Origin of the sequence: Sinorhizobium alkalisoli, assembly GCF_008932245.1 — a bacterium.
Lineage (GTDB): Bacteria > Pseudomonadota > Alphaproteobacteria > Rhizobiales > Rhizobiaceae > Sinorhizobium > Sinorhizobium alkalisoli.
On the sequence record NZ_CP034910.1, the window covers coordinates 1509216 to 1535540 of the forward strand.

The 26325-nt window shown below is 61.4% G+C and carries 31 protein-coding genes and 1 pseudogene; 14 read left to right on the forward strand and 18 right to left on the reverse strand.

Going from position 1 to position 26325, the window contains the following annotated elements:
- The first annotated feature begins 14 nt into the window (after positions 1 to 14).
- The gene (locus EKH55_RS24805) at positions 15 to 1055 is read left to right on the forward strand and encodes a UDP-glucuronic acid decarboxylase family protein (RefSeq protein ID WP_151613559.1); all 1041 of its coding nucleotides are present in this window, start codon (positions 15 to 17) and stop codon (positions 1053 to 1055) included.
- Between the two features lie 2 nt (positions 1056 to 1057).
- Positions 1058 to 1828, forward strand: a complete 771-nt coding sequence (locus EKH55_RS24810; protein WP_151613560.1) for a TIGR04290 family methyltransferase — start codon at positions 1058 to 1060, stop codon at positions 1826 to 1828.
- Between the two features lie 10 nt (positions 1829 to 1838).
- Here EKH55_RS24810 and EKH55_RS24815 read toward each other — a convergent pair whose 3' ends face one another.
- The 5 genes from EKH55_RS24815 to EKH55_RS24830 form a co-directional block, all read right to left on the reverse strand.
- A complete protein-coding gene (locus EKH55_RS24815; protein ID WP_151613561.1) occupies positions 1839 to 2030 on the reverse strand; it encodes a hypothetical protein in 192 nt (63 codons plus the stop codon).
- A 47-nt stretch (positions 2031 to 2077) separates the two neighbouring features.
- On the reverse strand, positions 2078 to 2425 hold the full coding sequence (locus tag EKH55_RS24820; RefSeq protein ID WP_151613562.1) for a hypothetical protein: 348 nt from the start codon (positions 2423 to 2425) through the stop codon (positions 2078 to 2080).
- Positions 2426 to 2528: 103 nt separating this feature from the next.
- Positions 2529 to 3308, reverse strand: a complete 780-nt coding sequence (locus EKH55_RS24825; protein WP_069457544.1) for a ZIP family metal transporter — start codon at positions 3306 to 3308, stop codon at positions 2529 to 2531.
- A gap of 16 nt (positions 3309 to 3324) precedes the next feature.
- Positions 3325 to 3498 (reverse strand): hypothetical protein, encoded by a 174-nt coding sequence (locus EKH55_RS29525; protein ID WP_192803817.1) that lies wholly within the window; start codon positions 3496 to 3498, stop codon positions 3325 to 3327.
- Between the two features lie 16 nt (positions 3499 to 3514).
- On the reverse strand, positions 3515 to 3799 hold the full coding sequence (locus EKH55_RS24830; protein ID WP_151613563.1) for a hypothetical protein: 285 nt from the start codon (positions 3797 to 3799) through the stop codon (positions 3515 to 3517).
- Positions 3800 to 3941: 142 nt separating this feature from the next.
- On the opposite strand from EKH55_RS24830, the gene EKH55_RS24835 reads away from it, so the two are divergent.
- Complete coding sequence (locus EKH55_RS24835; protein ID WP_069457545.1) at positions 3942 to 4265, forward strand: hypothetical protein; 324 nt, start codon at positions 3942 to 3944, stop codon at positions 4263 to 4265.
- An 11-nt stretch (positions 4266 to 4276) separates the two neighbouring features.
- Here EKH55_RS24835 and EKH55_RS24840 read toward each other — a convergent pair whose 3' ends face one another.
- Entirely contained in the window at positions 4277 to 6247 is a 1971-nt protein-coding gene (locus tag EKH55_RS24840) for a protein-L-isoaspartate(D-aspartate) O-methyltransferase (RefSeq protein ID WP_151613949.1), read from the reverse strand.
- 266 nt (positions 6248 to 6513) lie between these two features.
- On the opposite strand from EKH55_RS24840, the gene EKH55_RS24845 reads away from it, so the two are divergent.
- The 3 genes from EKH55_RS24845 to EKH55_RS24855 all read left to right on the forward strand — a co-directional run bounded on the left by EKH55_RS24845 (position 6514) and on the right by EKH55_RS24855 (position 7803).
- Positions 6514 to 6708, forward strand: a complete 195-nt coding sequence (locus tag EKH55_RS24845; protein WP_151613950.1) for a hypothetical protein — start codon at positions 6514 to 6516, stop codon at positions 6706 to 6708.
- Between the two features lie 16 nt (positions 6709 to 6724).
- On the forward strand, positions 6725 to 6922 hold the full coding sequence (locus EKH55_RS24850; RefSeq protein ID WP_151613564.1) for a hypothetical protein: 198 nt from the start codon (positions 6725 to 6727) through the stop codon (positions 6920 to 6922).
- Positions 6923 to 7074: 152 nt separating this feature from the next.
- Positions 7075 to 7803 (forward strand): BON domain-containing protein, encoded by a 729-nt coding sequence (locus tag EKH55_RS24855; protein ID WP_069457547.1) that lies wholly within the window; start codon positions 7075 to 7077, stop codon positions 7801 to 7803.
- 42 nt (positions 7804 to 7845) lie between these two features.
- On the opposite strand, the gene EKH55_RS24860 is transcribed toward EKH55_RS24855, so the two are convergent.
- Both EKH55_RS24860 and EKH55_RS24865 read right to left on the reverse strand, forming a co-directional pair.
- Positions 7846 to 8178 carry a recombinase family protein gene (locus EKH55_RS24860; protein WP_151613565.1) on the reverse strand — a complete coding sequence of 111 codons (333 nt, stop codon included), beginning with the start codon at positions 8176 to 8178 and terminating at the stop codon, positions 7846 to 7848.
- A 33-nt stretch (positions 8179 to 8211) separates the two neighbouring features.
- Positions 8212 to 9111 carry a LysR family transcriptional regulator gene (locus EKH55_RS24865; protein WP_246231882.1) on the reverse strand — a complete coding sequence of 300 codons (900 nt, stop codon included), beginning with the start codon at positions 9109 to 9111 and terminating at the stop codon, positions 8212 to 8214.
- 185 nt (positions 9112 to 9296) lie between these two features.
- On the opposite strand from EKH55_RS24865, the gene EKH55_RS24870 reads away from it, so the two are divergent.
- From EKH55_RS24870 to EKH55_RS24880, 3 genes and pseudogenes are all read left to right on the forward strand, one after another.
- Positions 9297 to 10991 carry a GMC family oxidoreductase gene (locus EKH55_RS24870; protein ID WP_151613567.1) on the forward strand — a complete coding sequence of 565 codons (1695 nt, stop codon included), beginning with the start codon at positions 9297 to 9299 and terminating at the stop codon, positions 10989 to 10991.
- Between the two features lie 27 nt (positions 10992 to 11018).
- Positions 11019 to 13532 (forward strand): CoA transferase, encoded by a 2514-nt coding sequence (locus EKH55_RS24875; RefSeq protein ID WP_151613568.1) that lies wholly within the window; start codon positions 11019 to 11021, stop codon positions 13530 to 13532.
- A 110-nt stretch (positions 13533 to 13642) separates the two neighbouring features.
- Positions 13643 to 13878, forward strand: a pseudogene (locus tag EKH55_RS24880) (glycine betaine ABC transporter substrate-binding protein); the annotation flags it as partial.
- A gap of 157 nt (positions 13879 to 14035) precedes the next feature.
- Here EKH55_RS24880 and EKH55_RS24885 read toward each other — a convergent pair.
- Entirely contained in the window at positions 14036 to 15190 is a 1155-nt protein-coding gene (locus tag EKH55_RS24885; RefSeq protein ID WP_151613569.1) for a DNA topoisomerase IB, read from the reverse strand.
- Positions 15191 to 15390: 200 nt separating this feature from the next.
- On the opposite strand from EKH55_RS24885, the gene EKH55_RS24890 reads away from it, so the two are divergent.
- On the forward strand, positions 15391 to 16365 hold the full coding sequence (locus EKH55_RS24890) for an SDR family oxidoreductase (protein WP_151613570.1): 975 nt from the start codon (positions 15391 to 15393) through the stop codon (positions 16363 to 16365).
- Between the two features lie 516 nt (positions 16366 to 16881).
- Here the strand turns inward: EKH55_RS24890 and EKH55_RS24895 are convergent.
- Positions 16882 to 17085, reverse strand: coding sequence for a CsbD family protein (locus EKH55_RS24895; RefSeq protein WP_151613571.1), 204 nt, complete (start codon positions 17083 to 17085; stop codon positions 16882 to 16884).
- A gap of 211 nt (positions 17086 to 17296) precedes the next feature.
- On the opposite strand from EKH55_RS24895, the gene EKH55_RS24900 reads away from it, so the two are divergent.
- Together EKH55_RS24900 and EKH55_RS24905 are read left to right on the forward strand one after the other, a co-directional pair.
- On the forward strand, positions 17297 to 17668 hold the full coding sequence (locus EKH55_RS24900; protein WP_151613572.1) for a hypothetical protein: 372 nt from the start codon (positions 17297 to 17299) through the stop codon (positions 17666 to 17668).
- Positions 17669 to 17796: 128 nt separating this feature from the next.
- Positions 17797 to 18318, forward strand: a complete 522-nt coding sequence (locus EKH55_RS24905) for a sigma-70 family RNA polymerase sigma factor (RefSeq protein ID WP_151613573.1) — start codon at positions 17797 to 17799, stop codon at positions 18316 to 18318.
- A 19-nt stretch (positions 18319 to 18337) separates the two neighbouring features.
- Here EKH55_RS24905 and EKH55_RS29530 read toward each other — a convergent pair whose 3' ends face one another.
- The 8 genes from EKH55_RS29530 to glgX form a co-directional block, all read right to left on the reverse strand.
- The gene (locus EKH55_RS29530) at positions 18338 to 18499 is read right to left on the reverse strand and encodes a hypothetical protein (protein ID WP_192803818.1); all 162 of its coding nucleotides are present in this window, start codon (positions 18497 to 18499) and stop codon (positions 18338 to 18340) included.
- Between the two features lie 99 nt (positions 18500 to 18598).
- Positions 18599 to 18787, reverse strand: a complete 189-nt coding sequence (locus tag EKH55_RS24910; RefSeq protein ID WP_151613951.1) for a DUF3008 family protein — start codon at positions 18785 to 18787, stop codon at positions 18599 to 18601.
- Between the two features lie 170 nt (positions 18788 to 18957).
- Positions 18958 to 19746 (reverse strand): SDR family oxidoreductase, encoded by a 789-nt coding sequence (locus EKH55_RS24915; RefSeq protein ID WP_151613574.1) that lies wholly within the window; start codon positions 19744 to 19746, stop codon positions 18958 to 18960.
- 69 nt (positions 19747 to 19815) lie between these two features.
- Entirely contained in the window at positions 19816 to 20085 is a 270-nt protein-coding gene (locus tag EKH55_RS24920) for a DUF982 domain-containing protein (protein ID WP_069456544.1), read from the reverse strand.
- Positions 20073 to 20543 carry a CBS domain-containing protein gene (locus tag EKH55_RS24925; protein WP_069456543.1) on the reverse strand — a complete coding sequence of 157 codons (471 nt, stop codon included), beginning with the start codon at positions 20541 to 20543 and terminating at the stop codon, positions 20073 to 20075. The genes EKH55_RS24920 and EKH55_RS24925 overlap by 13 nt, the downstream gene beginning before the upstream one ends.
- A 364-nt stretch (positions 20544 to 20907) precedes the next feature.
- Positions 20908 to 21330 carry a CBS domain-containing protein gene (locus tag EKH55_RS24935; protein WP_151613575.1) on the reverse strand — a complete coding sequence of 141 codons (423 nt, stop codon included), beginning with the start codon at positions 21328 to 21330 and terminating at the stop codon, positions 20908 to 20910.
- 20 nt (positions 21331 to 21350) lie between these two features.
- On the reverse strand, positions 21351 to 21635 hold the full coding sequence (locus EKH55_RS24940) for a DUF2934 domain-containing protein (RefSeq protein ID WP_151613576.1): 285 nt from the start codon (positions 21633 to 21635) through the stop codon (positions 21351 to 21353).
- Positions 21632 to 23701: a glycogen debranching protein GlgX gene (glgX, locus tag EKH55_RS24945; RefSeq protein ID WP_151613577.1), complete on the reverse strand. Its 2070-nt coding sequence runs from the start codon at positions 23699 to 23701 to the stop codon at positions 21632 to 21634. Before glgX ends, EKH55_RS24940 begins: the two co-directional genes overlap by 4 nt.
- Before the next feature lie 170 nt (positions 23702 to 23871).
- On the opposite strand from glgX, the gene treZ reads away from it, so the two are divergent.
- Complete coding sequence (treZ, locus tag EKH55_RS24950) at positions 23872 to 25641, forward strand: malto-oligosyltrehalose trehalohydrolase (protein ID WP_192803819.1); 1770 nt, start codon at positions 23872 to 23874, stop codon at positions 25639 to 25641.
- 28 nt (positions 25642 to 25669) lie between these two features.
- Entirely contained in the window at positions 25670 to 26302 is a 633-nt protein-coding gene (locus tag EKH55_RS24955; RefSeq protein WP_151613579.1) for a UdgX family uracil-DNA binding protein, read from the forward strand.
- The last annotated feature ends 23 nt before the right edge of the window (positions 26303 to 26325 follow it).

Sequence of the window (26325 nt, forward strand, 5' to 3'; positions counted from 1 at the left end):
AGGAGAACGGCCCAATGGTAAAGCGAAACAGATTGAACGACGGAAAGGTCGTCCTGGTTGCCGGCGGCGCGGGTTTCGTCGGTTCGCACCTTTGCTCGGTGCTTGTCGACCGCGGCAATCGGGTGATCTGCCTCGACAGCTATCTCACTGGCTCTCCCGTCAACGTCAATGCTTTGCAGAGCAATCCCTATTTCACGATGGTCGAGCAGGATGTCTGCGACGAAATCCAGATCGATGGCCCCATCGATCAGATCTATAACCTTGCATGCCCGGCCTCACCAAAAGACTATCAGGCCGATCCGATCCACACGATGCTGACCAGCGTAACGGGAACGGGCAACCTGTTGCGGGCGGCGGCGCGCCATGGGGCGACCTTCCTGCAGGCCTCCACCAGCGAGATCTACGGTGATCCGGAGGAACACCCGCAACAGGAGGATTACTGGGGCCACGTCAACTGCACCGGGCCAAGAGCTTGTTATGACGAAGGCAAACGAGCAGCCGAGGCCCTGTGCTTCGACAGCCTGAGAGCCGGGAACGTGGATGCGAGGGTGGCACGTATCTTCAATACCTACGGGCCACATATGCGCCCGAACGATGGACGCATCGTCTCGAACTTCGTCGTTCAGGCGCTGAGCAACGAGCCGCTGACGGTCTATGGAAGCGGCGAGCAAACACGCTCCTTCTGCTATGTAACGGATCTCGTCGAGGGGCTAATCAGGCTCATGAACTGCGGTCCAAATCCGGGTGGAGCGGTCAATCTCGGCAATCCCGGCGAGTTCACGGTCAACGAGCTCGCCGAGCTGGTCCTGTCGAAGATCCGAACGACCTCGAGCATCGTCTATGCGCCGCTGCCCCAGGATGACCCCTCGCGCCGCCGTCCCGACATCTCCCGCGCGAAGGCACTGCTCGGCTGGGAGCCGAGGGTACCGCTTACCGACGGCCTTTCCCATACGATCCGCTGGTTCCAGGCGGCACTTCCACAGCGTCGGCCCGCCCCACGCCGCAATCGCCGCGGCCAGCAGCCGCAAACGTCTGTTTCATCGCAGCCAGTCTGACGATGTCGGAGGAGACGGAACGCATGGCGCTCAAGGAAGACATCGCGGCGCTCGGACCCTGGTTCCACAATATGCGTATCCAAGGCATCGAGACGTCGCCGAACCACTTTCTCGGCGATTATCCCGCCGTGAAATGGAATAGCTTCAAGCATGTGGTCCCGGAAGACCTCGCCGGCAGGAGTGTGCTCGACATCGGCTGCAACGCCGGCTTCTATGCACAGGAAATGAAGCGGCGCAATGCGGGGCGCGTGCTTGGTATCGATTCAGATCCGCATTATCTGCGGCAGGCGAAATTCGCCGCCGAACAGGCGGGAGTGGAGATCGAGTTCAGGCTCATGTCGGTCTACGACGTCGCCTCACTGCGCGAAAGATTCGACCTCGTCCTGTTCATGGGCGTTCTCTACCATCTTCGCCATCCGCTGCTCGCGCTCGATCTTCTTTACGAGCATGTCGTCGGGGAAAGCATGCTGTTCCAATGCATGCAGCGCGGCACGAGATCGGTGGCGCAGCTCGATCCCGACTACGATTTCAAGGAGTGGGGGATTTTCGATCGTCCGGACTATCCGAAGCTGTTCTTCGTGGAACATCGCTTCGCGGACGATCCGACCAACTGGTTCATTCCGAACCGGGCCTGCGTCGAAGCCATGCTGCGCAGTTCCGGCTTCGTTATCGAGGCCAATCCCGAACGGGAGGTTTATCTGGTGCGGCTCGGCGAGCGGCCCTACCTGGATGAGCCGACATTGCGGGTGATCGGCGGCGCGGCACACCCGTAGGCGGGTGCGATCAGCCGAAGCGGCGAAGCTGCTCCGCCTCCTGTTCAAGCAGCTCTGCCACTTCTTCGAGCGTCATATGAGTCGCGCAGAGATGGATCGCGCATTCGAGAAAACGCAATGAAGATCGACGCAGATAGAGTGCCTGCTCCGATGCGCTCAGTTCGGAAAGACGGTCCCTGGGATCGGGGCGTTGATCGGACATGGGGGGCTCCTTTCGATCCCGTATGCGCTGAGGCTATGTACGGCCGGTCACGGCAGTCCCGCGCTCCCGGCATACACCAATGCGCCGATCAGAAGCGCGAGGCCGGCAAGCGGCAACGCTATGATAAACCACTGCCGGGTCGATTTCGCCTTTTCCCCTTCGGAGAGCGGCCGCATCGCATCGGCATACTCGGTTGACGTGTCCACCGGGGTTCCGGAAAGCTGGTCGTTGCGCGCGTCTTGCGCAGCTTGCCGGGTGACGGGCACTCCGCCCGCTTCGTCATCGGTCTCAAGCGGCGCTGCTGATGGATCGAAGCCGCGCGTCTTGTCCCCGGTGCGTCCATGCTGGACGTCGCCGCGCACCTGCGCCGGATTCGTTCGAGGCTGTCTGGTCATGCTCGCTCCTGTCTCCTCAAGCAACAACCGGCTTTTGCACCCTTTGTTCCGGTGTATGCAGATTCCGCAAGAGTTAACCCACGGTCTTGCGGTCTGAACCTGCTTAGGTCATCCGCGAAAGCGTCATCATCAGCAGAAAGCCTGCAGCGTTGGCGATCGCGGCAGATTGCTGGAAGTGGTGCGCCTCCGCTTCCGGCACCAGATCGGTAATCGTCAGATAGAACATTCCACCCGTCCCCGCCGCAAAGAGGATGCCGATCACTGTCTCTGAAAGGCCGCTCAGGAAGTACCAGCCTGCAAGCGCGGCAACGAATACAGCGAGGCCGATAAGCGAGGTCCAGCCGATGATGCGCCACTTTGCGTTCTTCTGCGTTTCGGACAGGCTCAACTCGCCGATACTCATTCCCTCGCTGAAGTTGTCGATGCAAATGGCGAGCGCCACGATGACGGCGGTCTTCGGTTCGAAGGCGGCTCCAATGCCAATGGTGATGCCTTCGATCACCTCCTCCGCGCTGGTGCCTCCGGCAAGGACGGAAACACCGCTTCCTCGTGGCCTCCTGCGCTTGTGCAGGCGGTCGACGGCCGGTTTCTCGTCTGCCGCATTCCCCGCCATATGCCAACGGTTTACGTATAGGTCGAGGCCGTAGACAGCCCCAAGGCCAATCAGGAAGCCAGCAACGATGAGCGGAACGGATGCCAGCTCCAACGACTTCGGCATCATTTCGAATGCGAAGGTGCCCATCAGGACGCCGGCGGCAAAGCCGACCGCGATCGAAAGGACGAGGCTCGACGGGCGGGTGACAATCGCGGCCAAACCGCCGAGCGGTGACGCAAGGGCGGCTGCAGCCGCCACGCCGAAGATCATAAGGAGATCGTGATCCATCGATCACCCGCTAAATTCAGCGCAACTTTCCCTCGGGCGAGCGGTCGTACAGCTCCTCGACTTTTTGGTTCTGCGCTTCCTTGTCGGCAGGCGGGAGCGGCTTCTGTCTCATGATCGCATAAACCACCGCGGCACCGAGCGCAAAAGCTCCGCCCGCGGTCGCCAGCAGCCACAGGTAATCCATCACCATAGCCTTCCCTCCAGTTTCATTCGCTCCGCGGCGTCTTCACGTCGCCAAAGCGCACCTCTTCACGCTCGGGATTGTCGGCGATCGCCTCCTCCTCGTCGTCGCTCGGGAGAGCATCATCCGTGTCGATGTTGGCTTCATCGCGACTGCGAACCGGAGGAACCCGCCCCTGGTCCAGGGGCTCCGCCTCCTCCGTGTTCCGGGCGCTTTCGGGCACTTTCTCTTCCCATTCGGGAGAGAGTACATCCTCTTTGGCAGGACCGGGCTTTGCTCGCTCGTACTGTTCGGGGCTGTGTCTTGGCATCGGATTTCTCCCTTCGACAAGGGAAAGCCGAGATCCGCCATTTGTTCCGGCTTCAATCATGGTCGTGCCGCCGCGCATGCCGCACGGAACAATTCCAACCTCTGGCGATTGAGTTGCCCAGGAACACACGGGATAGGAAAACATGCAGGAAGAGCTGAGGATATATCGGCTGTCGCCGCTCGCCGCACTCGACGACCCGAACTGGCAAAATGCGACGTACCAAGGCGAAGTGATCGTCGCCGCTAGATCAAGTGGCGACGCGCGTATCGTCGCCGCGGAGGCGGAACTCGACTTTCTCGAGATCGACGCCAAACCGGCGGAGGGAGTCACGACGGAAATGGCCAGCGCCTTTCGCAGCGACAAGCTCTACAGCGTCATAGAGGAGGGGCCGGCGCCAGTTGGATTGAAGCGCGGTGTGGTCGGCGGCACAGTCAGGGTCGACAACATCGTATCGACGCAACTCTAACGCGTTCGTTCTTATAGGCCGAAGGGGAATGTCTCCGGTATCCCCTCGCCGACGTGGTCCGCACCAAGCGGTGTGACCGGTGTCGTCTCGTCGAACCAGACGAAGGCATCGAACTGCCGGGGCAGCGACGCATAGGCATAGTGGCTCAGGCGCTCCGTTTCCGGACGGTAGATGACGCCTATGAAACGCTCGAGCTTCGGCTCCAGAAGACGCCGGCGAAGCGCGGGGTCGCGCGAAAACTCGAGAAGAAAGTGTCGGACCTGCGAATCGTGGCACAGCCGCTCATAGCTGCCCTCAAGCGAGGCGCGGATCGGCTTCACTTCCATGTCGCCTCCCCAATCGCTCGCGGCTGCGACCTTGCCGCCATGGGTGCCGAAGCCGATCAGCGCCGTCTCGCCGGGAAATCGCTCGCGGCACAGCTGGCCGATGTTCACCTCGTCCCGTGCCATTCCCATGTCGGTGTGGCGCGCATCGCCGATGTGGGAATTGTGAGCCCAGACCACCGCCTTGGCGCTGGGGCCACGCGCCGTCAGCAGATGCTCCAGTGTCCCGAACATGTGGGTGTCGCGCATGTTCCAGGATTCTGGCCCGGCATAATACATGATACGATAATATCGCTCGGCCGAGGCGACCAGGCGGGCGTTCTGCGCCGCGTCCATGAGTTCGTCTCCAGCCGCAAGTCCGGCGCGCAATTGCTGCTCCAATAGCTCCTGGCATTGGCTGACGACCGCTTGCTCGCAGTCACGGAAGCCCTTCGACAACGCCGCTCGGCCGTAGGTCGAGGGCTCGTTCTGCCATGGGGTCAGGCGCCCGTAGCGCTCACGAGCAACAGCTGCCGCCTCGGGGTCGGTCCTGTCGAGATAGTCGAGAACCGCCGCGATCGAACCGCGCATGTTGTATATATCCAGCCCATGGAAACCGGCGCGGTCCGCCTCGGCTTTCTGTTGATTGTAAGCGCGCAACCACTCGACGAATTCGACGACTTCGCGATTTCGCCACATCCAGGTCGGGAAGCGTTCGAACGCGGTCCGCGGTCGCGCAGCCTGCCGCTGCCGCACGTAGCGGTCGACGGCTGCCGCATCGGGCCAGTCCGCTTCGACGGCGACAATCGTGAAGCCATGCGCCTCGATCAGCCGGCGGGTGATCGCCGCGCGTGCCCGGTAGAATTCAGAGGTGCCGTGGCTGGCTTCGCCCAGAAGCACGAGACGGCGGTCCGCGAAGCGGTCGAACAGACGGCCGAAGGCCGGGTCGTCGAAATCGGGCAGGGGTTCGGCGGCGGCGGCAATCAGTTCGGAGAGGGACATGGCGGGCGGTCGCCCTTTCGCGCCCTGTTGATCGGCGGCCCGGCCCTGCTCCGAGACGAGCGGCACAAAGCGCACGCCACCAAGATCCTGTTCCTCGAACGTGGTGGCGTTCACGCGCGTGATCTGCATCAGGCGCTGTTCCTCGGCGGAGCCGACCGGAATGATTAACCGGCCGCCAAGATCGAGCTGCTCTTTCAGCGCATGCGGCACATTCGGGCCACCGGCCGCCACAAGGATGGCGTCGAAAGGCCCGGCCTCGGGCCAGCCAGCGGTGCCGTCACCGATGCGCACATCGATATTGTCGTAGCCGAGATCGGCGAACCGATTCCGTGCCGCCTTCGCCAGTCCGGGGTGCCGCTCGATGGTACAGACATGCCCTGCAATCCGGCTGAGAACTGCCGCCGCATAGCCGGAACCCGTTCCTATTTCGAGAACGATGTCGCCCGGTTCAGGCCCAGCGCGTTCGATCATCAGTGCGACGATATAGGGCTGCGAAATAGTCTGGCCGTGACCGATCGCGAGGGCTGAGTCCTCATAGGCGAACTCCTCGAAGCCTGGATCTACAAAAGCCTCCCGCGGGACGTTTCGCATTGCGTCGAGCACATCTGGATCATTGATTCCGCGGCGGGAGAGCTGCGACGCGATCATCCGGTCCCTGGCGCGTGAAAAATCGACGATGTCGGACGGCCTCCAGCCTCGGTTGGACGTTCCGGTGTTGCCGATCAGGAACCGCGCATGGACCGCATTGTTCCCCATCACGCGAAGGCACCGGTTCGTGCGGCGTCCGCTGCCTCACTCTGGAGGGCCTTTCGCCCGGCCGAAGGCGGGAAGGACATGGAACCTGCCCGTGTCCCTGACGTTGATTCACCAGGAACCGCGAGGAGAGCGAGATGGTCACGCGAAAGAAAGCGCCGAGGAGCGAAAGCAAAGACACCACGATCCCGATGAGCAAACACATCGAGACGGACAGTGAGCTGCACCGTGAATCCGACACGCGGCCGCTCGAGCCCGATGACCTGATGAAACAGCGGGCCGCGCGGGAGGCGGCACGCATCAAAAGGGATGAATATCTCGTTGAAACCGACTTGGAAGATGCGGATGAGCGTTTTCCTCTGCCGAATATGAAAGAGCAGGAGTGACTCAAGGAGAAGAGCCATGAAGAAGAAGCCGAAACCGGGAGCGCCGGGTACTACGGAACAGTGGCCGAGATGGGAGGGTCCGAAGGAAACCCGGCCCAGAGGTTACATGCCCGCCAAAGACGACCCGGAACAGGACAGGGACGCGGTCGGCGAAAATTTGAAGGATCCCCATCGCGGCAAGCTGAGCGACGCCCTCAAGCAGAAAGACGAGTGAGGGTCGCTTGCCGGATCGTCAATGCAGCGGTCTTGCGATCAGGAGCAGCGGCAAACCCTCCGGATAATCGTGGACAGGAATATCTGCACGGTCTCGGAACCGAGCGGCGGTCCGGCGGTTTGGCTGGGGTCCAATCTTGAAAGGAGAACGGAATGGCTAGCAGGCACGAATGGAGGCGCAACGATCCCGAACGGCGTCACCGCAGGGACTGGTATGGCACACCGAACGACGAGGACCGACGCCGAGCCCGCCGTTTCGAAGAGACCGGCGCACGCGGGGCAGATTGGGAGAATGCGGAGTACTATCCGGATGCCGAGCCGGGTCGCGCCGCTCGATACCGTGGATGGGGCCAGGACTACGAGGCCAGAGATCGCGAACGCGCATTCCGCGACTATTACGGGCCCGGCTTCGGCGCACGTGGTGGCTATTACCCCAGCGGCGACTATTACCCGGACTACGGTTACGCCCGCCGCTATCCCTATCGCGACTATGATCGGGATCGGGATTATGGCGAACGCGGGTTCATGGAGCGCGCCAGCGATGAGGTCGCTTCCTGGTTCGGCGATGAGGATGCCGAACGTAGGCGCAGGATGGACGAATACCGTGGCAAGGGACCCAAGGGATATACGCGGTCCGACAGCCGCATCCAGGAAGACGTCAGCGATCGCTTGAGCGATGATGGAGCGCTCGACGCTTCGGATATCGAGGTGTCCGTCTCCAATGGGGAGGTGCAACTCGGCGGTTTCGTCAATTCGAAATGGGCCAAACGGAGAGCGGAGGACTGCGCCGAAGACGTCTCCGGCGTGACCAATGTCCAGAACAATATCCGTGTTCGGGCAGAGAGTTCGTCCGAATGGAGCAGCGCGGAAAGCGAGACCTAAGCAAGTTCAGCAACCGCTTTGCGATCAGAACCTGCCGCAAGCCTAAGGGCCTGATATAAGCAGATAGTCGTGGGTAAACCCACGACTATCTGCTACAGCGATCATTTTATCGCGTGCCTTCGCGGCGGCGAAGCCGGACCTGACGCGCTCGCTGATCAGATCACGTTCGAATTCCGTAATGCCGGATAGGAATGTCGCGAGCATCCGGCCGTGCGGCGAGGACAGATCGAATGCCATGCCGTTCATGGCGATCACTGAGACCTTCCATCCTTCCAACTCGCGCAGCGTGTGGAGAAGATCGACGGTCGAGCGGTCCCAGCGAGACAACTCCGTGGCCAATATCACGTCGATCCTTCGAGCTTGGACAAGAGCCATGACTTTTTGGCTCGACCCCTTAAATCGACCTTTTTATCCCCAAACGCGACGAATCGCATCGAACGCAGCGGCGATGGTGGGATTATCCCTGCTAGCCTCTAGACAAAGGAAACTCAAGGTCGTCCCGATCGTTACCGCATCGGCGACGATAAGCCCATGCGCTTGCTGCTCGTGAAGGGCTATCGATTCGCGGCAAAGGCTTAAACCCACGCCCGTCCGAACCATGGCGACCATCGATGCTTCCTGATCCACTTGGGCGACGAAATTCTGCCGTAAGCCGAGATCCATGAACAGGCGCGTCAGAAGGCGATTGTGTACCGAAGCAGGCGGAGTGCCAATCCATGGCAGGGCGGCAAGCTGTGTCCAATCCGCATCACGCACGAAGCTGGCGAGGGAGGGTGGTGCGACGACGCGGTAAGTCAATCGCGCCAGCTCCCTGCCGTGGAACAGCTTGGCTGCGCCTTCGCCGCAAAGTTCGGATACGGGTTCGAAGTCGTTCGGGTCTCCAAGGAAGAAGCCGGCATCGAGTTCGTTTCGCCGGAGCCCTTCGGGCACGTCACCGCTCATGCCGTGGCGCAGCGTCGTTTCGATGCCAGGCCCGCTTTCGATCAGCGCCTTCAGGAACGCGCCCAACCGCGTGAACTCCGGGTCGATGATCGTGCCAATCCTTAGTTTTCCCCGGACGCGGGTGGCGAGATGCCCGGCCGTCTGTCCGAAATCCACCAGCGCGGCGAGCACCTGCTCGGCCTTGGCGGCCAGCAGGGCGCCTTCATGGGTCAGTTCCAGACCTGTTGACGTTCGCCGGAACAGGGTGATGCCGGTATCGGCCGCAAGGCGCTTCAGTTGCAGGGTGACGGCCGGCTGCGTGAGGTGCAGTTGTTCTGCGGCGCGCGTGACATTGCCCTCGCGCGCGACGGTCACGAAGGCTTTCAATGTTCTAAGGTCGACCGAGTGCATCATATTAATTTCACTTATAATGCTTTGCGTCATTTGTCATTGGATTTCCCCGCTGATCGTCGGCTATTGCTTGGAAAATTCGAGGAGGACGATTGAATGCCGTGCCTAACAGTAAGGCTTTATAAGTGTGAACTGTCTCTTCGCGACGGGCGCGTAAGCCGATGACGCGCCGGGACACTCGGCAATCCGACGATCGCTTCGACTACATCGTCGTCGGGGGCGGCTCCGCCGGCTGCCTGCTGGCCAACCGTCTCAGCCGCGATCCCTCGATGCGCGTGTTGCTGCTCGAAGCCGGAGGGAAGGACGACTATCCCTGGATCCACATCCCGGTCGGCTATCTCTACTGCATTGGCAACCCGCGAACCGACTGGTTGTTCAAGACCGAACCGGATGCTGGCCTGAACGGGCGGTCGCTGCGCTATCCACGCGGCAAGACGCTCGGTGGCTGCTCCTCGATCAACGGGATGATCTACATGCGAGGGCAGGCCCGCGACTATGACGGCTGGGCGGCGGAGACCGGGGACGATGCCTGGACCTGGCAGAACTGCCTGCCCGATTTCAAGGCGCATGAGGATCACTATCGGCTCGACAATGGCAACGACCCCGAGACCGGCGGCAACAGCCGCTTTTCCGACATGCACGGGCACGGCGGCGAGTGGCGAATCGAAAAGCAGCGGCTGAAATGGGATATTCTCGAATCCTTTGCCGAGGCTGCCGTCGAGGCCGGCATTCCGCGCTCCGACGATTTTAACAGCGGCGACAATGAGGGGGTCGGCTATTTCGAGGTCAACCAGAGGTCCGGCTGGCGCTGGAACACCTCCAAGGCCTTTCTGCGCCCGGCGAAGAACCGGCCCAATCTCTCTGTCTGGACGCAGTCCCATGTCGAAAGGCTGGTACTCGAAACTGAGGCCCCGGACCCCAAGCGCTGCACCGGCGTCGTGCTTCAGCGGCAGGGCCGGAGAGTGGAGGTCCGCGCTGACAGGGAGGTCATTCTCTGCGCCGGCGCGATCGGTTCGCCGCACATCCTGCAATTGTCGGGCATCGGGCCGGCCGGCCTGCTGAAGCGCCACGGAATCGCTGTGATACACGATCTGCCCGGAGTCGGGGAAAACCTTCAGGACCATTTGCAGATCCGGGCGGTTTTCAAGGTCGGCAACGCGAAGACACTGAACACGCTCGCCAATAACCTCCTTGGCAAGGCGATGATCGGGCTCGAATATGTGCTGAAACGCAGCGGCCCGATGAGCATGTCGCCGTCACAGCTCGGCGCCTTCACCCGCTCGGACGACAGCCAGGCCCACGCCAATCTGGAATATCACGTCCAGCCTCTGAGCCTCGACACCTTCGGCGAGCCGCTGCACAGCATCCCCGCCTTCACCGCGAGTGTCTGCAACCTAAACCCGACGAGTGTCGGTAGCGTGCGGATTCGATCCAACAGCGCCGCCGATGCGCCGGCGATCGCGCCGAACTATCTGAGCACGGAGGAGGACCGGAAGATTGCCGCTCAAAGCCTCCGGCAGGTGCGCAAGATCGTATCGCAGCCGGCGCTGGCGAAGTACCGGCCGGAGGAATGGAAACCCGGCCGGCAATTCCAGAGCGACGAGGAGCTTGCCCGGCTCGCCGGCGACATCGCCAACACCATCTTCCATCCGGTCGGGACGACGAGGATGGGGCGCGACGACGATCCGACGTCCGTCGTGGACAGCCGCTTGCGGGTCAGGGGTATAGCGGGTCTGCGCGTCGTCGATGCCGGCATCATGCCGAAGATCACCAGCGGCAACACCAATTCGCCGACGCTGATGATCGCCGAAAAGGCTGCAGGATGGATCGTGAATGACGCGCGGCGGCGCGGATAAGAACAATATAGTCCGGAGGAACCCCACATGACATCGATCTCACGCTCCGCCCTTCCTCTTTCCGGCGTCAGGGTCCTCGATTTCGGCCAGTACATCGCCGGGCCGGCGGTGGCAATGATCCTCGGCGATCTCGGCGCGACCGTCGTGCATGTCGATCCGCCGGCGGGCCCCCTCTGGGACAATCCCGCCAATGCGATCCTCAACCGCAACAAGCTGATCGTTTCCATCGATCTCAAGACCGAAGAAGGGCTGGAACAGGCGAAGGCGCTGGTGGCGCAGGCGGACATAATCGTCGAGAATTTCCGCCCCGGCGTGCTCGCTCGGCTCGGTATCGATTTTGCGGCACTGCGCAAGGCCCGGCCGGAGCTGATCACCCTGTCGATCCCCGGTTTTGCTTCCAACGATCAGTTGCGCCGCGACTGGCGTGCCTTCGAGACGGTGATCGCGGCCTCCTCCGGCGTGTTCACCGACATGGGCCTGAACCGGGTGCTGATGGGCATCAACCCGTCCTTCTCGCCGCTGCCGCTCGCGTCCGCCTATGGGACGATGCTGGCGGCCTCGGCCACGGTCCTGGCGCTCCAAGCCCGGGAACGCACCGGGCATGGCGACCATATCGAGGTGCCGCTGGCAAGCGCAGTCATGGAGGGCCTGTCCTACAATTCGATCCAGATCGATGAGTATCCGCTGCGCTATAAGACCCAGCGCGAACGGGAGATCGAACGACGGCGGCGCGAAGGCCTGCCGATGGATATGTCCTATGACGAACTCCAGGAGTTCCTCGACCCCTTCTATCGCAGCTACATGTGCAGCGACGGGCGGATGTTCTACGTCGTCTGCCCTAGCCACAAGAACCATGCAAAGCGTTGCCTGCAAACACTCGGCCTTTATGACGAACTCGTGGCAGAAGGGCTTCGCGAGGAGGAAGACACCTACCTGCCGGTCTCGGAGTGGTCATCGGACGTCTCGCTCGGCGTCTATCCCCTTCCGAAATATTGGGCCGACAAGATCGCGGGCCGCATGAAAGAAGTCTTCTTGACCAAGACGGCGGCGGAGTGGGAACGCATTTTCGGGGAGGGGCAGTTTCCGGGCGCGCCGCAGCGCTGGCTGAAGGAATGGATCGCCGACGATCACGCGAAAGCCGCGGGCCTGATGATCGAGGTGGAGGATCCGATTCTCGGCCGCATGATCCAGCCGGGACCGATGGCCTGGTTACAGGAAAGCGGCGAAGCCATGCTGACGCCGCAGCCGCGCACATGGGGAAGATTTCCGGACGCATTGGCAAAACTGTCAGAGAGCAAAGGTCCAACGTTGTTTGCTCCGACGACCAATGTCCCTGGCGGTTGGCTTGATGGTGTCAAGGTGCTCGATCTCTGCAACGTGATCGCCGGTCCGCACTCGGTCGCCTATCTCGCCCGTTTCGGCGCCGAGGTGATCAAGATCGACCCCGCCAAGCCGCTTTACGATTGCTGGAATACTGTGATCTTCGGCATGTCGCATATGCGGGGCAAGCAGTCGGCGCTGCTGAACATCGGTTCACCCGACGGTCGGGTGATTTTCGAGGAACTGGTGCGGTCCGTGGACATCGTGGTCTGGAATGCCACCGACCGCCAGGTCAAGGCGATGGGGCTCGATGCCGAGAACTTGAAGGCGCTCAATCCGCAGGCGATCTTCTGCCAGCTCGATTGCTTCGGTGGCGTCCGCACCGGGCCGCGCACCGACTATCTCGGTTATGACGATCTGGTTCAGTCGGCGACGGGCATTATGTTGCGCTTCGGCGGATCGATGCAGACGCCGGAAGAACATGCGCATGTCGGCACCATCGATGTCATGTGCGGCTTCGGCGCAGCCCTTGGTGTGGCGGCCGCCCTTTACCAGAAATCGAGGACGGGCATCGTCGGTCGGCCCCGCACCTCGCTGTCGGCACTGACCGGGCTCGCCCAGATTCCGTTCTGCTACGATTATCAAGGCCGCCGGCCGTTCGACGAACCGGCCGGGCGCGAGACCAGGGGCTATGACGCGATGTCGCGTCTCTACCAAACGGCATCCGGCGATTATCTTCTGCTTTGCGCATCGGAAGCGGATCTCCCGCGGTTCGAAAAGGTCGAGGGATTGAGAGGGCTTCCCTCGATGCCCGCATCCGATCGCGAAATCTATCTCGCGCAGGCGTTCATGACCGCGCCCGCTGAAACCTGGCAGCAGAGACTGCTACAGGCCGATATCGGTGTCTCGCTCTGCGAGAACATCGAAACGATCAGAAGCCGAAGCGCACGAATCGCGGACGGCAGGCCGGGGACCGACCGCGGCAGCTATTCCTTCTCGATCTTCCCGGATCATCCCAGCGGGCACACCGTGACCCAACTCGATCCCTTTGCCATTCGTCCGGCCGTCGGCAAGGTCACGGCGGTCGCGCCGGCGGAAAAATACGGTGCCTCCACGCGCTCCGTTCTGAAGTCCCTGAACTATACCGACGCCGAGATCGACAAGCTGATCGCCTCCGGAACGATCAGCGAGACATGGAGCTCGCAATATCTGCCAAGCTGACCGACGACGGCGGAGACGGAGCTCTGAGGAGGGCGCCGGAGGCAGTCCGTTGACGTGTGCGATGTCGTCGGCGGCTGAGGAAGTCCAGCATCGCATTGGGAGGAAATGCTATGAAAGAAATGTTCGCGTCGACATGCCTTGCAGCGGCCATATTGACCATTGGCAATAGCGCCTGGGCCGCCGATTGCGGCGAGGACACGATTGCCAGCATGAACTGGCAATCGGCCGAGGTGCTTGCCAGTCTCGACAAGTTCATCCTGACGAAGGCTACGGATGCAACGTCTCGATCATACAGGGAGACACGGTCCCGACGATCACGTCCATGACCGAAAAGGGCCGACAGGATCGGGGGACGAGTAAGCTGCCTCTGATGGAAAACCGTAGTTGAAAGTCAACTCTATTTCTGGGTCGACAGCAAAACCTTGGTTTGCCCGCACCGAGGCGGGGCCAACGGCGACCGGGCCGGAACCCATCGCACCATGTGATACTTTTCCGGCACCTGCTCAGACCGGGCCTGTCGACGGCAGTAGACGACGGGCGCCATTCATTGGCGCTGGTCGCGCCTGCTCCCGGTCACGGCTGGTGCGGGACAGGAACTTCAGCATCCGAGCCTCCTCCAAACGCAGTTCCGACTTCCCCCGGCTGCGCGCGTGCAAACGCCCGGCCGAGGAAGCGGAGGCGCCGCTGCCCAGGGCGATGATGTCCGGATGGATGTAGCTCTTGCGGCAGATCGCGGGCGTATTGCAGAGGACCGCGGCCGCAGCCTCGCTCATCTCTTTGACCGTCGGGCGCCGATCTTCTTCGATCGCCGCCCGTGCCGCCGCGAAGGCCGCCACACTGCCCGCCCAGGTACGGAATGTCTTCGCTGATACAGAGAATCCGGCGATCTCCGCGAGGTACCGGTTGAGGCGACCGGAGTCGACGGCACGCAAGGCGTCACTCTCGTCCTTCCAGACGAACAACTGACGGCCCGGCAGGTCCGCAATCTCCTCCAGCAGCCGCTGCAGCTTGGGCCGGCGTAGCCGCCGCCTCACACGTTTTCCGCCCTTGGCGGTGAAGCTCAATTCGATGAACTCACTTCCAAGCTTGAGATGCCGCTTCAAGAGCGTCGTTGCACCGTAGGTCCCGTTTTCTTCCACATATGTGCGGTTTCCCGGTCGCAAATGCATTTCGTCGAGAAGCGCCACCATAGCTGCAAGCACGGTTTGGATACTTTCGGGCCGGCCGTCCATATGGCGTCGTATCGTCCGCCTTATCCGGGGCAATGCTTTCCCGAAAGGGATTAATTGCGCGAACTTGTCGGCACTTCTCAGCGCTTGCCAAGCTTGGTGGTAGCGATATTGCTTGCGGCCGCGCGCATCGTAGCCGGTCGCTTGCAGGTAGCCGTTCTCCTCAAGACAGATCCAGACATTCTCGTAGGCTGGCGGCAAGCCGAGGGACGCAATGCGTGCCTTGGTCTCGGGGTCGGACAAGATTGAACCATCCGGCATTCTGTAGACGAAGCCCTTGCCGCACCGTCGCCTTGTGATGCCCGGCTCGCAATCGCTGACAAAGACCAGATCCGCTGCCGAGATCCCCTGCTGATCCGCAAAGGGCGGCTCCCCCGCGGACCGCCGGGTTCCATACTTCTGCTGCCTCGCATCGAGTTGCAATTGCATCCGCTTCTTCTTTCTTCGAGCGTGAAGTCCGCATCGCAAGTAACGCGCGCGCTGCTCGATCGGATCCTCGGGCGAGCACTAAAAGCGGGCTGCGCCGCCGCCGCGTGTCATTTCAGATGCGCAAAGACCCGCGTTGGCGCAGGGGAACATATTCAGGCGCAGAATGTTCCTCCGGCATTGGCCGAAGCGGGAGAGCTGCGATGCGAAAATCTCTGAAAGACGCCGTGGTCGTCATCACAGGTGCCTCTTCCGGTGTCGGACAGGCAACGGCCGAAGCGTTCGCCAGCCGCGGGTCGAACCTAGTGCTTGCCGCGCGCGACGCAGCGGCGCTGCAAAGCGTGGCCAAGACGTGCCGCGCGCTTGGTGCGGTCGTTCTGGTCGTGCCGACCGATGTCACCGATGCCGATGCCGTCAAGGAACTGGCGAGAAAGGCCATGAGCTTCGGCAGGATTGACGTCTGGTTCAGCAATGTCGGCGTCGGCGCGGTTGGGCGATTTGAACAGACGCCGATCGAAGCGCATGAGCGCGTCGTGCGCACGAACCTCATCGGGCATTTCAACGATGCGCATGCGGCAATCCCCATTTTTCTGAGGCAGGGCCATGGCACCTTCATCAACATGATTTCGCTTGGCGGCTTCGCTTCCACCCCATATGCGGCCGCCTACAGCGCCAGCAAGTTCGGCCTGAGGGGCTTTTCCGAAGCGCTCCGCGCCGAACTTGCCGATCAGCGCGATATCCATGTCTGTGACGTCTACCCTACGTTCCTTGATACGCCCGGCGTCGCGCATGGTGCAAACTATACGGGGCGCCGGTTGACCGTGCCGCCTCTGGTTTACGATCCACGCCGCGTCGCGCGGGCCGTCCTGCGCCTCGCTCAGCGCCCGCGTCACTCCGTTACCGTCGGCGCAATCGCCGATTTGACGCGCCTGGCGCATTTTCTTGCGCCCAACACAATGTCGCGGCTGCTTGCCCGGCTGACCTCTATGTATCTGAGAAGGGCGCCGCGAGCGGACAAGAGCAACGGCAACCTGTTCCGTCCTCCCGCGCAGCCGGGTGGTGTCGAGGGCGGTTGGCGGTCGCAGCACCGGGTGCCGGTTGCTGCCATCGCAGCCGCCGCAATCGCCGGTCTGGCGCTCGGGGTCGCGGTCCGGGGCGTTCCGCACCGACGGACCTAAGCCGCCTGACTGCAGCGCACTGGGCCATCCGGGCGCGCACCCGTTTTTTCCTCTTTGTTCGGGAAGTAGCGTTGCAGGACAGCGATGGGGCTTAATGGAGCGTCTTGGACTTCGAGGGGCGCACTGCTGCGGAGTCCTGTGCGATCGTGCTTGTACAGGCAGTGGCCAGAACGTATTGCTCGACCAATTCCATCAGCGCCAGCGCTATCTCCTCCCAGGACCAGCCGGCGCTTTCCGCCCACCTCGTCAATGTTTCGAACTCGCTGTTCAGCGCCCGTTCGCATTCCCGCTGGCGCTCAGCTCTTTCTTCAAACACATTGGATGATAACTTTGTCATGACAAAGCAACGCCCAAGAAACACGAAGGTTCCGGCTCCAATGCGTGAATATTGTGAAGAATAGGCAATACGGGATGGCGTGTTGAGCGGAACCCCGGCGAAGCCGCCGGGGCGATTGCGGCAAAGATCAAAGGGTCAACCACAAACTTGCGGGATTGTCGCAGCTCGAGGCGAGGCCCTCACCAGGTCTGGCGACCGTACCAATCATCGATGTCTTGCCTTACACGATCTCTCGCTATTCCGTAGCGTTCCTGGATCTTGCCTTCGAGCTGTTCGCGGCTTCCATCGATCTCGTCAAGATCATCGTCGGTGAGGCGCCCCCACTGCTCCTTTACCCTTCCCTTGAGTTGCTTCCAGTTTCCTTCGATCCGATTCCAGTCCATGGGAATACTCCTTCAAGAGACATCGTCCATCGCAATAATGCATGGGGCGGGCTTTTGGTTCGACTTGTGAACGGGAAATTTCCTGAACCCGGAAAGAAAGCTGCAAGTTTGCCGCCGCACAAGTGACAAAAGCTGCACTAGGGAGTGGTGCCCGGAACCATGACAGCCCATGGCCGTTTAGCTTGCGGAATGCCATCATGGAGGACGTCAAATGCATCTAATTGGTGTACAGGTCATACCCGAACAGGGCGGTCGAGCTGGCTTTACCGTTGAATTCGTGGGGAAGGAGGGAGAGGTCGTATCGGTCTGCCTGCCCAACGACGCCGCCCGCAATCTCAACCGGTTGAACGCTGCAGAAAGAGCAAAAGAGCTCTTTTCAGAGCTTGCAACCGCGAATCTTGACGCGCTTGAGAACGGAGGCGATGGAGAACCGCACGCGCGGCGCAGTGCCCGTTCGACAAAGGATGCCGACGCATTGGAAGAGCAGCTGGACGAAGGGCTGGAGGACAGCTTTCCGGCGAGCGATCCGGTTTCCATCACCACATCCACCGTACCAACTGACCGTGTCCGACGGCGGGAGTAGAGGGGAGGGCTGATCGCTCAGCCTTTCTTCGATCTCGGGAGAATATCCGGGCTCTCAGGAACCAAAATGCTGCACAGGCATTTTCCCTCGCGTTACCAAAAATCTCGGGCAGAAGGACAATGGTCGATATGCCTGCCATCATCAGCGAAGCGCGTCAGCCGTCATCGCGAGTAGAACAACAGGTCGTCGATCTGATACCGGCGTTGCGGGCATTCGCGCGGACGTTCACATCGTCGTCCTTTGAAGCGGATGATCTCGTACAGGAAACTTTACTGCGGGCGCTCAGAAGCATCGACCAGTTCGCGCCAGGTACGAGTCTCAAGTCTTGGCTGTTCACGATCATGCGCAATGTGTTCCGGACGCAATATAAACTCAGGAAACGGGAAAGTCCGGGGGCGATGGATACCGCGGAATTGTCGATACCTGCGGCTCCTGCCCAGGAATGGTCGGTCCTCAATGGTGAGCTTCGCCATGCGCTTGAGTTGCTGACTCCGGAACACCGCGAGGTTCTTGTGCTGGTGGCCGGATTCGGGATGAGCTACAAGGAAGCCGCCGATATCTGCGATTGCGCGATCGGGACGATCAAGAGCCGCCTTAACCGGGCGCGCGAGGAATTGGTCACCCAGATGCATGGCAATCCTCTGAACTGACGTTTCCGCCACGAACCAGTTACTTCATTCGCGCGGCAAGGGCGTTCTGCAGCCGTTGCGCCAGTTGCAAAAGCCGCTCCGGCACGGTCTCCTTTTGGATTTCCTCCATCAGCAAGGCGATTTGCTCGTCGACGGCCCTGTCTTCTCCGACCGGTTCCGCCGGGACTTTTGTTTCGCTCATCCGCACTTCCTATCCGTGGCAGGACCAGAAGATAAAATATCATTCCTCAGCCTCTGTAAATTCCAAATGGCCGACAAATGGCGCGGTGCCGGTATAGGCTCACGACTTCGAAGCGTGCTGCGGCTTGCCCTTGCGCTTCGTCGACGCGAGCTCCTCAAGCTCCCTTTCTGTCATCGATTCAACCATTTCCTTCGAAGCGCCCTTGAGTTCGCTTTTCTTTTTTTCACCACGCTTGGCAGAAAGGGCTGCGCCGGCAGCCATCTGCTGCGCTTTCGATTTCGCAGGCATTGCTCTCTCCTTTGCACGCTGCAGAAGCGGCAATGGAACCGGCCAGTAGGGATTATGTTCCGCCGATTCATCGGAGAAGACGCATTAATTGTGTATGGAACCGCGGCTGTGAAGAGGGGCGGCAGGCGGATGATAGCGTCTCTGCCAGGGCGGATGAGTTGACGCCACCTTCAGCGAAGGAGACCTTGCCCGCCATCTACCCAGACCGGACTTCCCGTGACATGACGCGCAGCATCGGAGACCAGGAAACACACGACGTCGGCCACATCCTCCGGCTCTCCCGGTTTTCCTTCGGTCAGCGGAATGTCGCCTTCCGGCCACTTTACCGGAACCGCCGCTTCGTCTCGGCCGCGCTGGCTCGTATTGTCGGAAATATTGGTCTCAATGGCGCCGGGACAAACGGCATTGACGCGGATCCGGTGCTTCCCAAGCTCCAGTGCCAACTGCTTTACCATCGCCACCTGCGCCGCCTTCGTGGCGCTATAGGCGGTGGCCCCCGGGGTCGTGAAGGTACGTGTGCCGTTGATCGACGACACGACCACGATCGCGCCGCCACCGGCCGCCTTTAGATGCGGAACGCAAAAGTGCAGGGTGAGGTAGGTACCGCGAAGATTGGTTGCGATCGTTTCGTCCCATTCTTGCGGCTTCAGGTCTTCGACGGGCGCCCAGACGCCGTTGATGCCGGCATTCGCCACGACGACGTCGAGGCGGCCGAATTTTCCGATCAGTTCTTCAACCGCCTCGCGCATATCAGCCTCGTGGCGGATATCGGCATTAAGAGCGAGAGCGTCGCCGCCCCGCGCGCGAATTTCATCGACGGTCGTCGCGGTCTCCTCCGGCGTGTGCCCGAGCGCGGCCACGGCGATATCGTCCCCAGCGAGCCGCAAAGCAATCGCCTTGCCGATACCTGACCCGGCGCCAGTGATCAGCGCCACGCGCTTCGATGCCGCCACATTCATCAAAAGGCCCTCCACCGAACGGCCCTGCCGCCGCGCAAGCCAATCATCGTACGCGACACTCGCATGCTATCATGCGTCCTCACGGGGCCAGCGGCTGACGCGGAAGCCTGCTTCACTCGCCGCGTCCAGAAAGGCCTCCAGAGCCGCATCCGGGGAAGCATCGCCGGCCAGTGCGGCCTCGCAACCGGACATGGCAGCCTGCCGCGCCGGGCCCGGCGAGCGCCAATGGTTCTTGAGGCAGAGAAGCGCATCGCGCGTGCTCTGCACACGCAGCACTCGCTCGCCGGCCTCGAGGATCACCGGCTCGTCCCACTGCCGATCAATATTCAGCTCGACCATCCCTGTGTCCCCCCTGCATTGCGCGCTTGATCGGCAACCGAAGCCAGCACGAAAGCGCCGAAATCCGGATATACCCGAGCGATATCCGCGAGCGCGAGGACCCCGATTGCGCGACGTTCGTCGTTCACGACCACAAGTCGCCGTGACCGGCTGCTTGCCATCTTCTGCGCCGCGGCGAGTACGCTATCTCCAGGGGAGCACGTCTCCGGTGAGACCACCATGAATTCGCGAACCGCTGCGGTGGTGGAGAGGCCTTGCGCAAGCACGGAGACGACGATGTCCCTGTCGGAGATTGAGCCGAGGATTGCCCCGACAGGCGGGAACTCGACCGGTAGAAAGCCCACCCCTGTCTCCTCCATCAGGCGAGCCGCCGACTGTGCCGAGTCGTCCGGCGAAACCGTGTAGACCGTGGGGGTCATCACCGATGCCACGGTTATCTGCCCCTCACTCTCGGCCATTGCTCAAACTCCTGCCGTCGATCGATGCTGGCACTCGAACCTCGTCGAGGGGAGACGTCGGTAAAGGCAAATCCACCTTTTGCGGCACGAGCACCTGCGGCTCCTGCGCGTTCTTTCGAGGGCGCCTCGCTTCCGGCGACTCCGGTTGGGTCACCCTCGGTTTGCTGCGCCTGAGCTTACGTCGCATCATCGCTTCGGCCTCCTTTTGCGGTTCCGATTTGGTCCATTTAGCCCAACGTGCCGACAAGCGGATAGGTTCCCCCCGCCGTCGAATTTTCGAGGGGTTGCGTACGTTCTCATGCGGATCCGCTCGATAACGGCGGCTGAACCGCCGCCAGCCGCCGCTTGCCCCAGCCTGACCGAATCATTTGTGAGCGCCTCCCGGCTCTGTCACGCCTTGAAGGCCAACACCCGCGACCGAGGGATCCGACCGGGCAGCGTCGGCGAGCGACACGACCCCGACCAGGCGCTTCGCCCTGTTGACCACCGGCAGCCGGCGAACCTGCTGATCGCCCATATTGTGGGCGACGTCAGATAGCTCCTCATCGTCGAAGCAATATTTGACGTCGGTGGTCATGACGTCGGAAACGCGCGTGTTGGCGTCGCGGCCATCGGCCACGCAGCGAACCACGATATCGCGATCCGTTATCATCCCGACCAGCCGATCATGGTCGCCAACCGGGAGGAAGCCGATGTCATTATCGGCCATGTGCCGAGCAACTGCCGCAACCGTATCGTCCGGGTTTACCACATGGACATTCTTCGTCATGACGTCTGCAACGCGCATGATTGATACTCCTTACTGATTCAGGCCTTGTTGGCATCCGGGGTTCGTTCGGTTCCAAGGGAGGCGGGGGCTGCCGGCGCATTCAGCGCGCCGGTGGTGCCTTCCGTCTCTTCCATCGGATCTGGCCCGTTGCCGCGGGCCATCTCGCGGCTGGCCTGCTCCCAGTGTCGCTTGTCCTGACCGTCCGGACGGCCTTCCTTTTCCCAAATTGCATAGGCCCGCCGTCGGATGAGTTCTTCTCTTTCATCCATCACCGCTCTCCCGTTAAAGAATAGATGCGGATTGCCAACGACTGAGCCTTTCATTTGTTCCGCTGCGCGTGGCTCGTGGGAGCCGCAATGAAGACGACGACGCTCTGTTCCGGTATCAGTTCGCTATCGTCGGCGGGACGGACTTCGAAGCTTGCCTCCACGCTGTCCAGCGTGCGCCACCATTGCCAGCCGTCCCGGGATCCAGGCAGAGAGAACCGACAATCGGCTCCGGAGTTGAGCATGATGATGAGATCGCCGTCCGCGCTATCGCCGGCGTGCAGGTGCACACCGATGGCCTGCTGCTCCATTCGATGCCAGTCCTCATGCGTCATGGGCTGGCCGTCGGGACGAAGCCACGTGATCAGCTCCGAATCCAGGAATCCATCCTCTCGAAGGAGGGGGTGATCGAGCCGAAAGGCGATGAGCCCCCTGCAAAAGCAAAGGAAATCCTCATCGCTTGCGCTCCAGTCGACCCAGCCGATTTCGTTGTCCTGGCAGTAGCTGTTATTGTTGCCGCCCTGGCTGTTGCCGAGTTCGTCTCCGCCGAGCATCATGGGCACCCCGCGACTAAGCATCAGGGTAGCCAAAATGGCCCTGCGCCGGCGCACGCGGGCCGCAAGGACATCAGCATTGCCGGTTTGGCCTTCCACGCCGAGATTATCCGAGCAGTTGTCCGCGTGCCCGTCACGATTTTCCTCGCCATTTGCCTCGTTGTGCCGCTCGCTGAAGGAGACCGTGTCGGCGAGCGTCAAACCATCATGGGCGCTGACCAGATTGATTGATGATGTCGCCACACGGCCGGAATGATTGAATTCCGTGGGAGAGCCCACAAGGCGCTGTGCGAGGCACGGAACCTGCCCGGGATCGCGCCTCCAGTAGCGCCTCACGTCGTCGCGAAAGCGGTCGTTCCATTCGCGAAATGGCGGGGGAAAGCCGCCGAGCTGATATCCGTCGTCGCCAATGTCCCAGGGCTCGGCGATCAGCTTCACGCCGGCGAGCACGGGATCCTGGCGTATAGCGTCGAAAAAGCCGCCCTCGCGGTCGAATTCGATCTGCTCTCTTCCGAGCGCACTCGCGAGATCGAAACGGAAGCCGTCGACATGCATCGCGGTCACCCAATAGCGCAGGCTGTCCAGCACCATGCGAAGCACCATGGGATGCGCGACATTGAGGGTGTTGCCGGTGCCGGTCATGTCATATGTGTGCCTGCCGTCGGGCGATTGGCGATAGTAGCTCAGGTTATCGAAGCCGCGAAAGCTGAGCGTCGGCCCCAGTTCGGAACCTTCACCTGTATGGTTGTAGACCACGTCCATGACGACTTCGATGCCAGCGGCATGGAAGGCCTTCACCATGGATTTGAATTCCTGAATGTTGCCATTCGACAAATAGCGGCGAGCCGGAGCAAAATAGCCCAGCGGCTGGTATCCCCAGTAGTTGCGCAATCCTCGTTCAATCAGGTGGCGATCGTCGAGGAAATACTGCACCGGCAAGAGTTCGACCACGGTCACGCCAAGCTTCGTGAGATGTTCCATGATCGCTGGGTGCGCCATTGCACGGAATGTGCCGCGTTCCTGCTCCGGTATGCCCGGACACGTCATCGTCAGTCCCCGGATATGCGCCTCGTAGATCACGGTGTCCGTCCAGGGGCGCCGAATGGCCTGCTCGCCCTCCCAGTCGAATTCCGGATCCTGCACGACCGCCTTCACCATAAAGGGAGCACTGTCGCGTTCATCGAAGCTGAGATCCGCCTCCGCATGGCCGACACGATAGCCAAAGAGAGCATCGTCCCATCTCAGTTCTCCGAATATCTGCTTGGCATAGGGATCGAGCAGGAGCTTGTTGGGGTTGAAGCGATAACCGTTTTCGGGATCGTAGGGGCCGTAAACACGATAGCCGTAGAGCGTGCCAGGTCCGATTCCCCCGATGAAGCCGGACCAGACATCCCCTTCGCGGCTGGGCAGCGGAAGGCGGGCGATTTCCGTTTCGCCGTCGCTGGAAAAGAGGCAGAGCTCGACCTTTTCGGCATGTGCCGAGAAGACTGCGAAATGCGTGCCATCGCCTATGTACTCGGCTCCAAGCTCCGGTTTGAGGAAATCCAGCTTCGAGAAGGAGAGATTCATAGGCGTTTTTCACCCTTTCGCTTTCAGTCGAGCACGATCGGTGGCCGAGAATGCGGCAGCGTGCCAACGCGCTGCGAAGCAAGTTTGTTCCTGCGGCAGGGCTTGCGCAACGGTTGGTTGGGAACTTTGCGACAGCGGTGGGGTTCTAAGCTCGCATGGGCCATCGAAAAATGCTGACACGCGAAGCGAGAACATGGGGAGCGAGGCTTCTCGAGCCCGGCAAGGCCGAATTCCGCATCTGGGCACCGGATCAGGGCAACATGGCTGTCGTCGTCGGGGACCGGACGATCGAGATGGCGGAGGAGGAGGGCGGCTGGTTCTCAGCTGTGGCGGCAGCCGATACCGGCAGCCTGTACCAATTCGCCCTTTCTGACGGAACGCGAGTAAGCGATCCTGCTTCCCGGGCTCAAGCCGATGGGGTCGAGGGGCCGTCAGTTCTGGTCGATCAGGATCGATATCGCTGGAAACATCCCGACTGGGACGGACGCCCATGGAACGAAGCCGTCGTTTACGAGCTGCATGTCGGCACCTTCACCGAGGAAGGAACGTTCCGGGCCGCCAGCACGCGCATTGGAGAATTGGCGCGCGTGGGCGTCACGACAGTGGAACTCATGCCGTTGGCCCAGTTTCCCGGCCGCCGCGGGTGGGGCTATGACGGCGTGCTTCATTTCGCACCACACAATGCCTATGGCACGCCCGACGATCTGAAGGCCCTAGTCGACGCGGCCCATGGACATGGAATGATGGCCATTCTGGATGTCGTCTACAACCACTTTGGCCCGGTAGGCAATGCGCTGGCGCGCTATGCATCGCCCTTCTTCAACAGCAGACGAGAGACCCCCTGGGGTGCGGCGATCGACTTCGACCACCCCGCCGTAAGATGGTATTTCATCGAGAATGCCCTCTATTGGCTTCAGGACTTCCGTTTCGACGGCCTGCGCCTCGACGCCGTAGATCAGATCAAGGACACGCAGGAGCCTTCGTTTCTTCAGGAGCTCGCCCGAACCGCGCGCCGGGCCATACCCGATCGTCACATCCATCTGACGGTGGAGGATGACGAGCGACGGCCGGAGCTTGTTGCCTATTCGGGCGATGGAGAGCCTTTGCGCTTTTCCGCGAGCTGGAACGACGACTTTCATCACGCGGCCCACGTCATTGCGACCGGGGAGACCAGCGGCCACTACCAGCCTTACGAGCACGCCCCTTCGATGATCCTGAAAGAAATTCTCGCTACGGGCTTTTGGTCCCGTTCGGTTGGCGGAAATCGAAACGTCGGGCAAACCACGCCGTTGTCCCGGGTCGCATTTCTGCAGAACCACGATCAAATCGGGAACCGGGCGCTCGGCGAGCGGTTGCGAACGCTGGTCCCGCCGGACCTTCTCGACGTGCTGATGTCCCTCCTTATACTCTCGCCGCAAATCCCACTGTTGTTTATGGGAGATGACTACGGCGAAACCCGGCCTTTTCATTTCTTCGCCGACTATGAAGGCGAGATCGCCGATGCGATCCGGAGAAACCGACCGGAAGAAGCGGTGCGCTTTGGCGGGAAGCCGGAGGACGCGGGGCACATTCCCGACGCCCTGGACCCGCGAACTCTCGCTTCCTGCAGGTTGAACTGGAGCCGGGCCGGAAGTGGGGAAGGGGAACGCGAACGCAGCAAGCTTAGCAATCTCATCGCCCTGCGGATGCGCCACATCGTTCCGATCCTCGCTCCGCCGAAACGGGTCGTCGTTCACCCGTCACCCGAAGGGCTGATCGCAATCGACTGGCATTTCAGCCAGGCTACACTTCAATTGAGAGCCAATTTCTCAAAGGAGCAGCAGGCTTTTCCCGGTGTGGAGGGCGAGGTCATCTGGTCTATCGGCCGTCCGGCCGAGGCGCCGGTGCTCATGGCTCCCGGAATTCTCGTTGCCGTGGCTGAGGAGCCGGACGAATGGTGAGAAGATCAGACACGAGCAGAGCAGGGAAATGAAGCTGGGTCCAGCTCTTGTCGGCGACCATGCACACGGCGCTTCGCTCGACGCTATCAGCCGGCAGGCCGACGGCTGCCGGCGCTGCGACCTCTACAGGTACGCCAAGCAGCTCGTCTTCGGTGAAGGACCTCGCGACGCCAGGCTTATTCTGGTCGGCGAACAGCCGGGCGACCGCGAGGACATCGAGGGCCGGCCTTTCGTCGGGCCGGCGGGCAATCTGCTCGCCCGGTGCCTCGAAGAGGCCGGCATCGAACGGACGGAGTGCTACGTCACCAACGCGGTCAAGCATTTCAAGTACGAGCAGCGAGGCAAGCGCCGAATTCACTCGAAGCCGAATGCCGGCGAGATCCAGAGCTGTGCCTGGTGGCTCGGGGCGGAAATCGAGAAAATCCAGCCGGAAGTCGTTGTCGCGCTTGGCGCAACAGCAGCAAGAACGCTGCTTGGCAGCTCGGTTAAAGTCACACGAGACCGCGGCAGGGCGTTCCACGCCGGACAGGACTTCGACGTCGTCGTGACAATTCACCCCTCCTATCTGTTGCGCATTCGCGAACGCGACACGGCACAACGCGAACGCGAGCACTTCATCGAAGACCTTAAAACAGCAGCATCCCTTCGGTCGCAACATTGAGTGCCCCCTGGCGGCGTGACAGG

Coding starts and splice junctions, on each gene's coding strand:
- EKH55_RS24805 (WP_151613559.1), top strand. CDS start 15: ATGGTAAAGCGAAACAGATTGAACGACGGAAAGGTCGTCCTGGTTGCC.
- EKH55_RS24810 (WP_151613560.1), top strand. CDS start 1,058: ATGTCGGAGGAGACGGAACGCATGGCGCTCAAGGAAGACATCGCGGCG.
- EKH55_RS24815 (WP_151613561.1), bottom strand. CDS start 2,030: ATGTCCGATCAACGCCCCGATCCCAGGGACCGTCTTTCCGAACTGAGC.
- EKH55_RS24820 (WP_151613562.1), bottom strand. CDS start 2,425: ATGACCAGACAGCCTCGAACGAATCCGGCGCAGGTGCGCGGCGACGTC.
- EKH55_RS24825 (WP_069457544.1), bottom strand. CDS start 3,308: ATGGATCACGATCTCCTTATGATCTTCGGCGTGGCGGCTGCAGCCGCC.
- EKH55_RS29525 (WP_192803817.1), bottom strand. CDS start 3,498: ATGGTGATGGATTACCTGTGGCTGCTGGCGACCGCGGGCGGAGCTTTT.
- EKH55_RS24830 (WP_151613563.1), bottom strand. CDS start 3,799: ATGCCAAGACACAGCCCCGAACAGTACGAGCGAGCAAAGCCCGGTCCT.
- EKH55_RS24835 (WP_069457545.1), top strand. CDS start 3,942: ATGCAGGAAGAGCTGAGGATATATCGGCTGTCGCCGCTCGCCGCACTC.
- EKH55_RS24845 (WP_151613950.1), top strand. CDS start 6,514: ATGAGCAAACACATCGAGACGGACAGTGAGCTGCACCGTGAATCCGAC.
- EKH55_RS24850 (WP_151613564.1), top strand. CDS start 6,725: ATGAAGAAGAAGCCGAAACCGGGAGCGCCGGGTACTACGGAACAGTGG.
- EKH55_RS24855 (WP_069457547.1), top strand. CDS start 7,075: ATGGCTAGCAGGCACGAATGGAGGCGCAACGATCCCGAACGGCGTCAC.
- EKH55_RS24860 (WP_151613565.1), bottom strand. CDS start 8,178: ATGGCTCTTGTCCAAGCTCGAAGGATCGACGTGATATTGGCCACGGAG.
- EKH55_RS24870 (WP_151613567.1), top strand. CDS start 9,297: ATGACGCGCCGGGACACTCGGCAATCCGACGATCGCTTCGACTACATC.
- EKH55_RS24875 (WP_151613568.1), top strand. CDS start 11,019: ATGACATCGATCTCACGCTCCGCCCTTCCTCTTTCCGGCGTCAGGGTC.
- EKH55_RS24885 (WP_151613569.1), bottom strand. CDS start 15,190: ATGCAATTGCAACTCGATGCGAGGCAGCAGAAGTATGGAACCCGGCGG.
- EKH55_RS24890 (WP_151613570.1), top strand. CDS start 15,391: ATGCGAAAATCTCTGAAAGACGCCGTGGTCGTCATCACAGGTGCCTCT.
- EKH55_RS24895 (WP_151613571.1), bottom strand. CDS start 17,085: ATGGACTGGAATCGGATCGAAGGAAACTGGAAGCAACTCAAGGGAAGG.
- EKH55_RS24900 (WP_151613572.1), top strand. CDS start 17,297: ATGCATCTAATTGGTGTACAGGTCATACCCGAACAGGGCGGTCGAGCT.
- EKH55_RS24905 (WP_151613573.1), top strand. CDS start 17,797: ATGCCTGCCATCATCAGCGAAGCGCGTCAGCCGTCATCGCGAGTAGAA.
- EKH55_RS29530 (WP_192803818.1), bottom strand. CDS start 18,499: ATGAGCGAAACAAAAGTCCCGGCGGAACCGGTCGGAGAAGACAGGGCC.
- EKH55_RS24910 (WP_151613951.1), bottom strand. CDS start 18,787: ATGCCTGCGAAATCGAAAGCGCAGCAGATGGCTGCCGGCGCAGCCCTT.
- EKH55_RS24915 (WP_151613574.1), bottom strand. CDS start 19,746: ATGAATGTGGCGGCATCGAAGCGCGTGGCGCTGATCACTGGCGCCGGG.
- EKH55_RS24920 (WP_069456544.1), bottom strand. CDS start 20,085: ATGGTCGAGCTGAATATTGATCGGCAGTGGGACGAGCCGGTGATCCTC.
- EKH55_RS24925 (WP_069456543.1), bottom strand. CDS start 20,543: ATGGCCGAGAGTGAGGGGCAGATAACCGTGGCATCGGTGATGACCCCC.
- EKH55_RS24935 (WP_151613575.1), bottom strand. CDS start 21,330: ATGCGCGTTGCAGACGTCATGACGAAGAATGTCCATGTGGTAAACCCG.
- EKH55_RS24940 (WP_151613576.1), bottom strand. CDS start 21,635: ATGAAAGGCTCAGTCGTTGGCAATCCGCATCTATTCTTTAACGGGAGA.
- glgX (WP_151613577.1), bottom strand. CDS start 23,701: ATGAATCTCTCCTTCTCGAAGCTGGATTTCCTCAAACCGGAGCTTGGA.
- treZ (WP_192803819.1), top strand. CDS start 23,872: ATGCTGACACGCGAAGCGAGAACATGGGGAGCGAGGCTTCTCGAGCCC.
- EKH55_RS24955 (WP_151613579.1), top strand. CDS start 25,670: ATGAAGCTGGGTCCAGCTCTTGTCGGCGACCATGCACACGGCGCTTCG.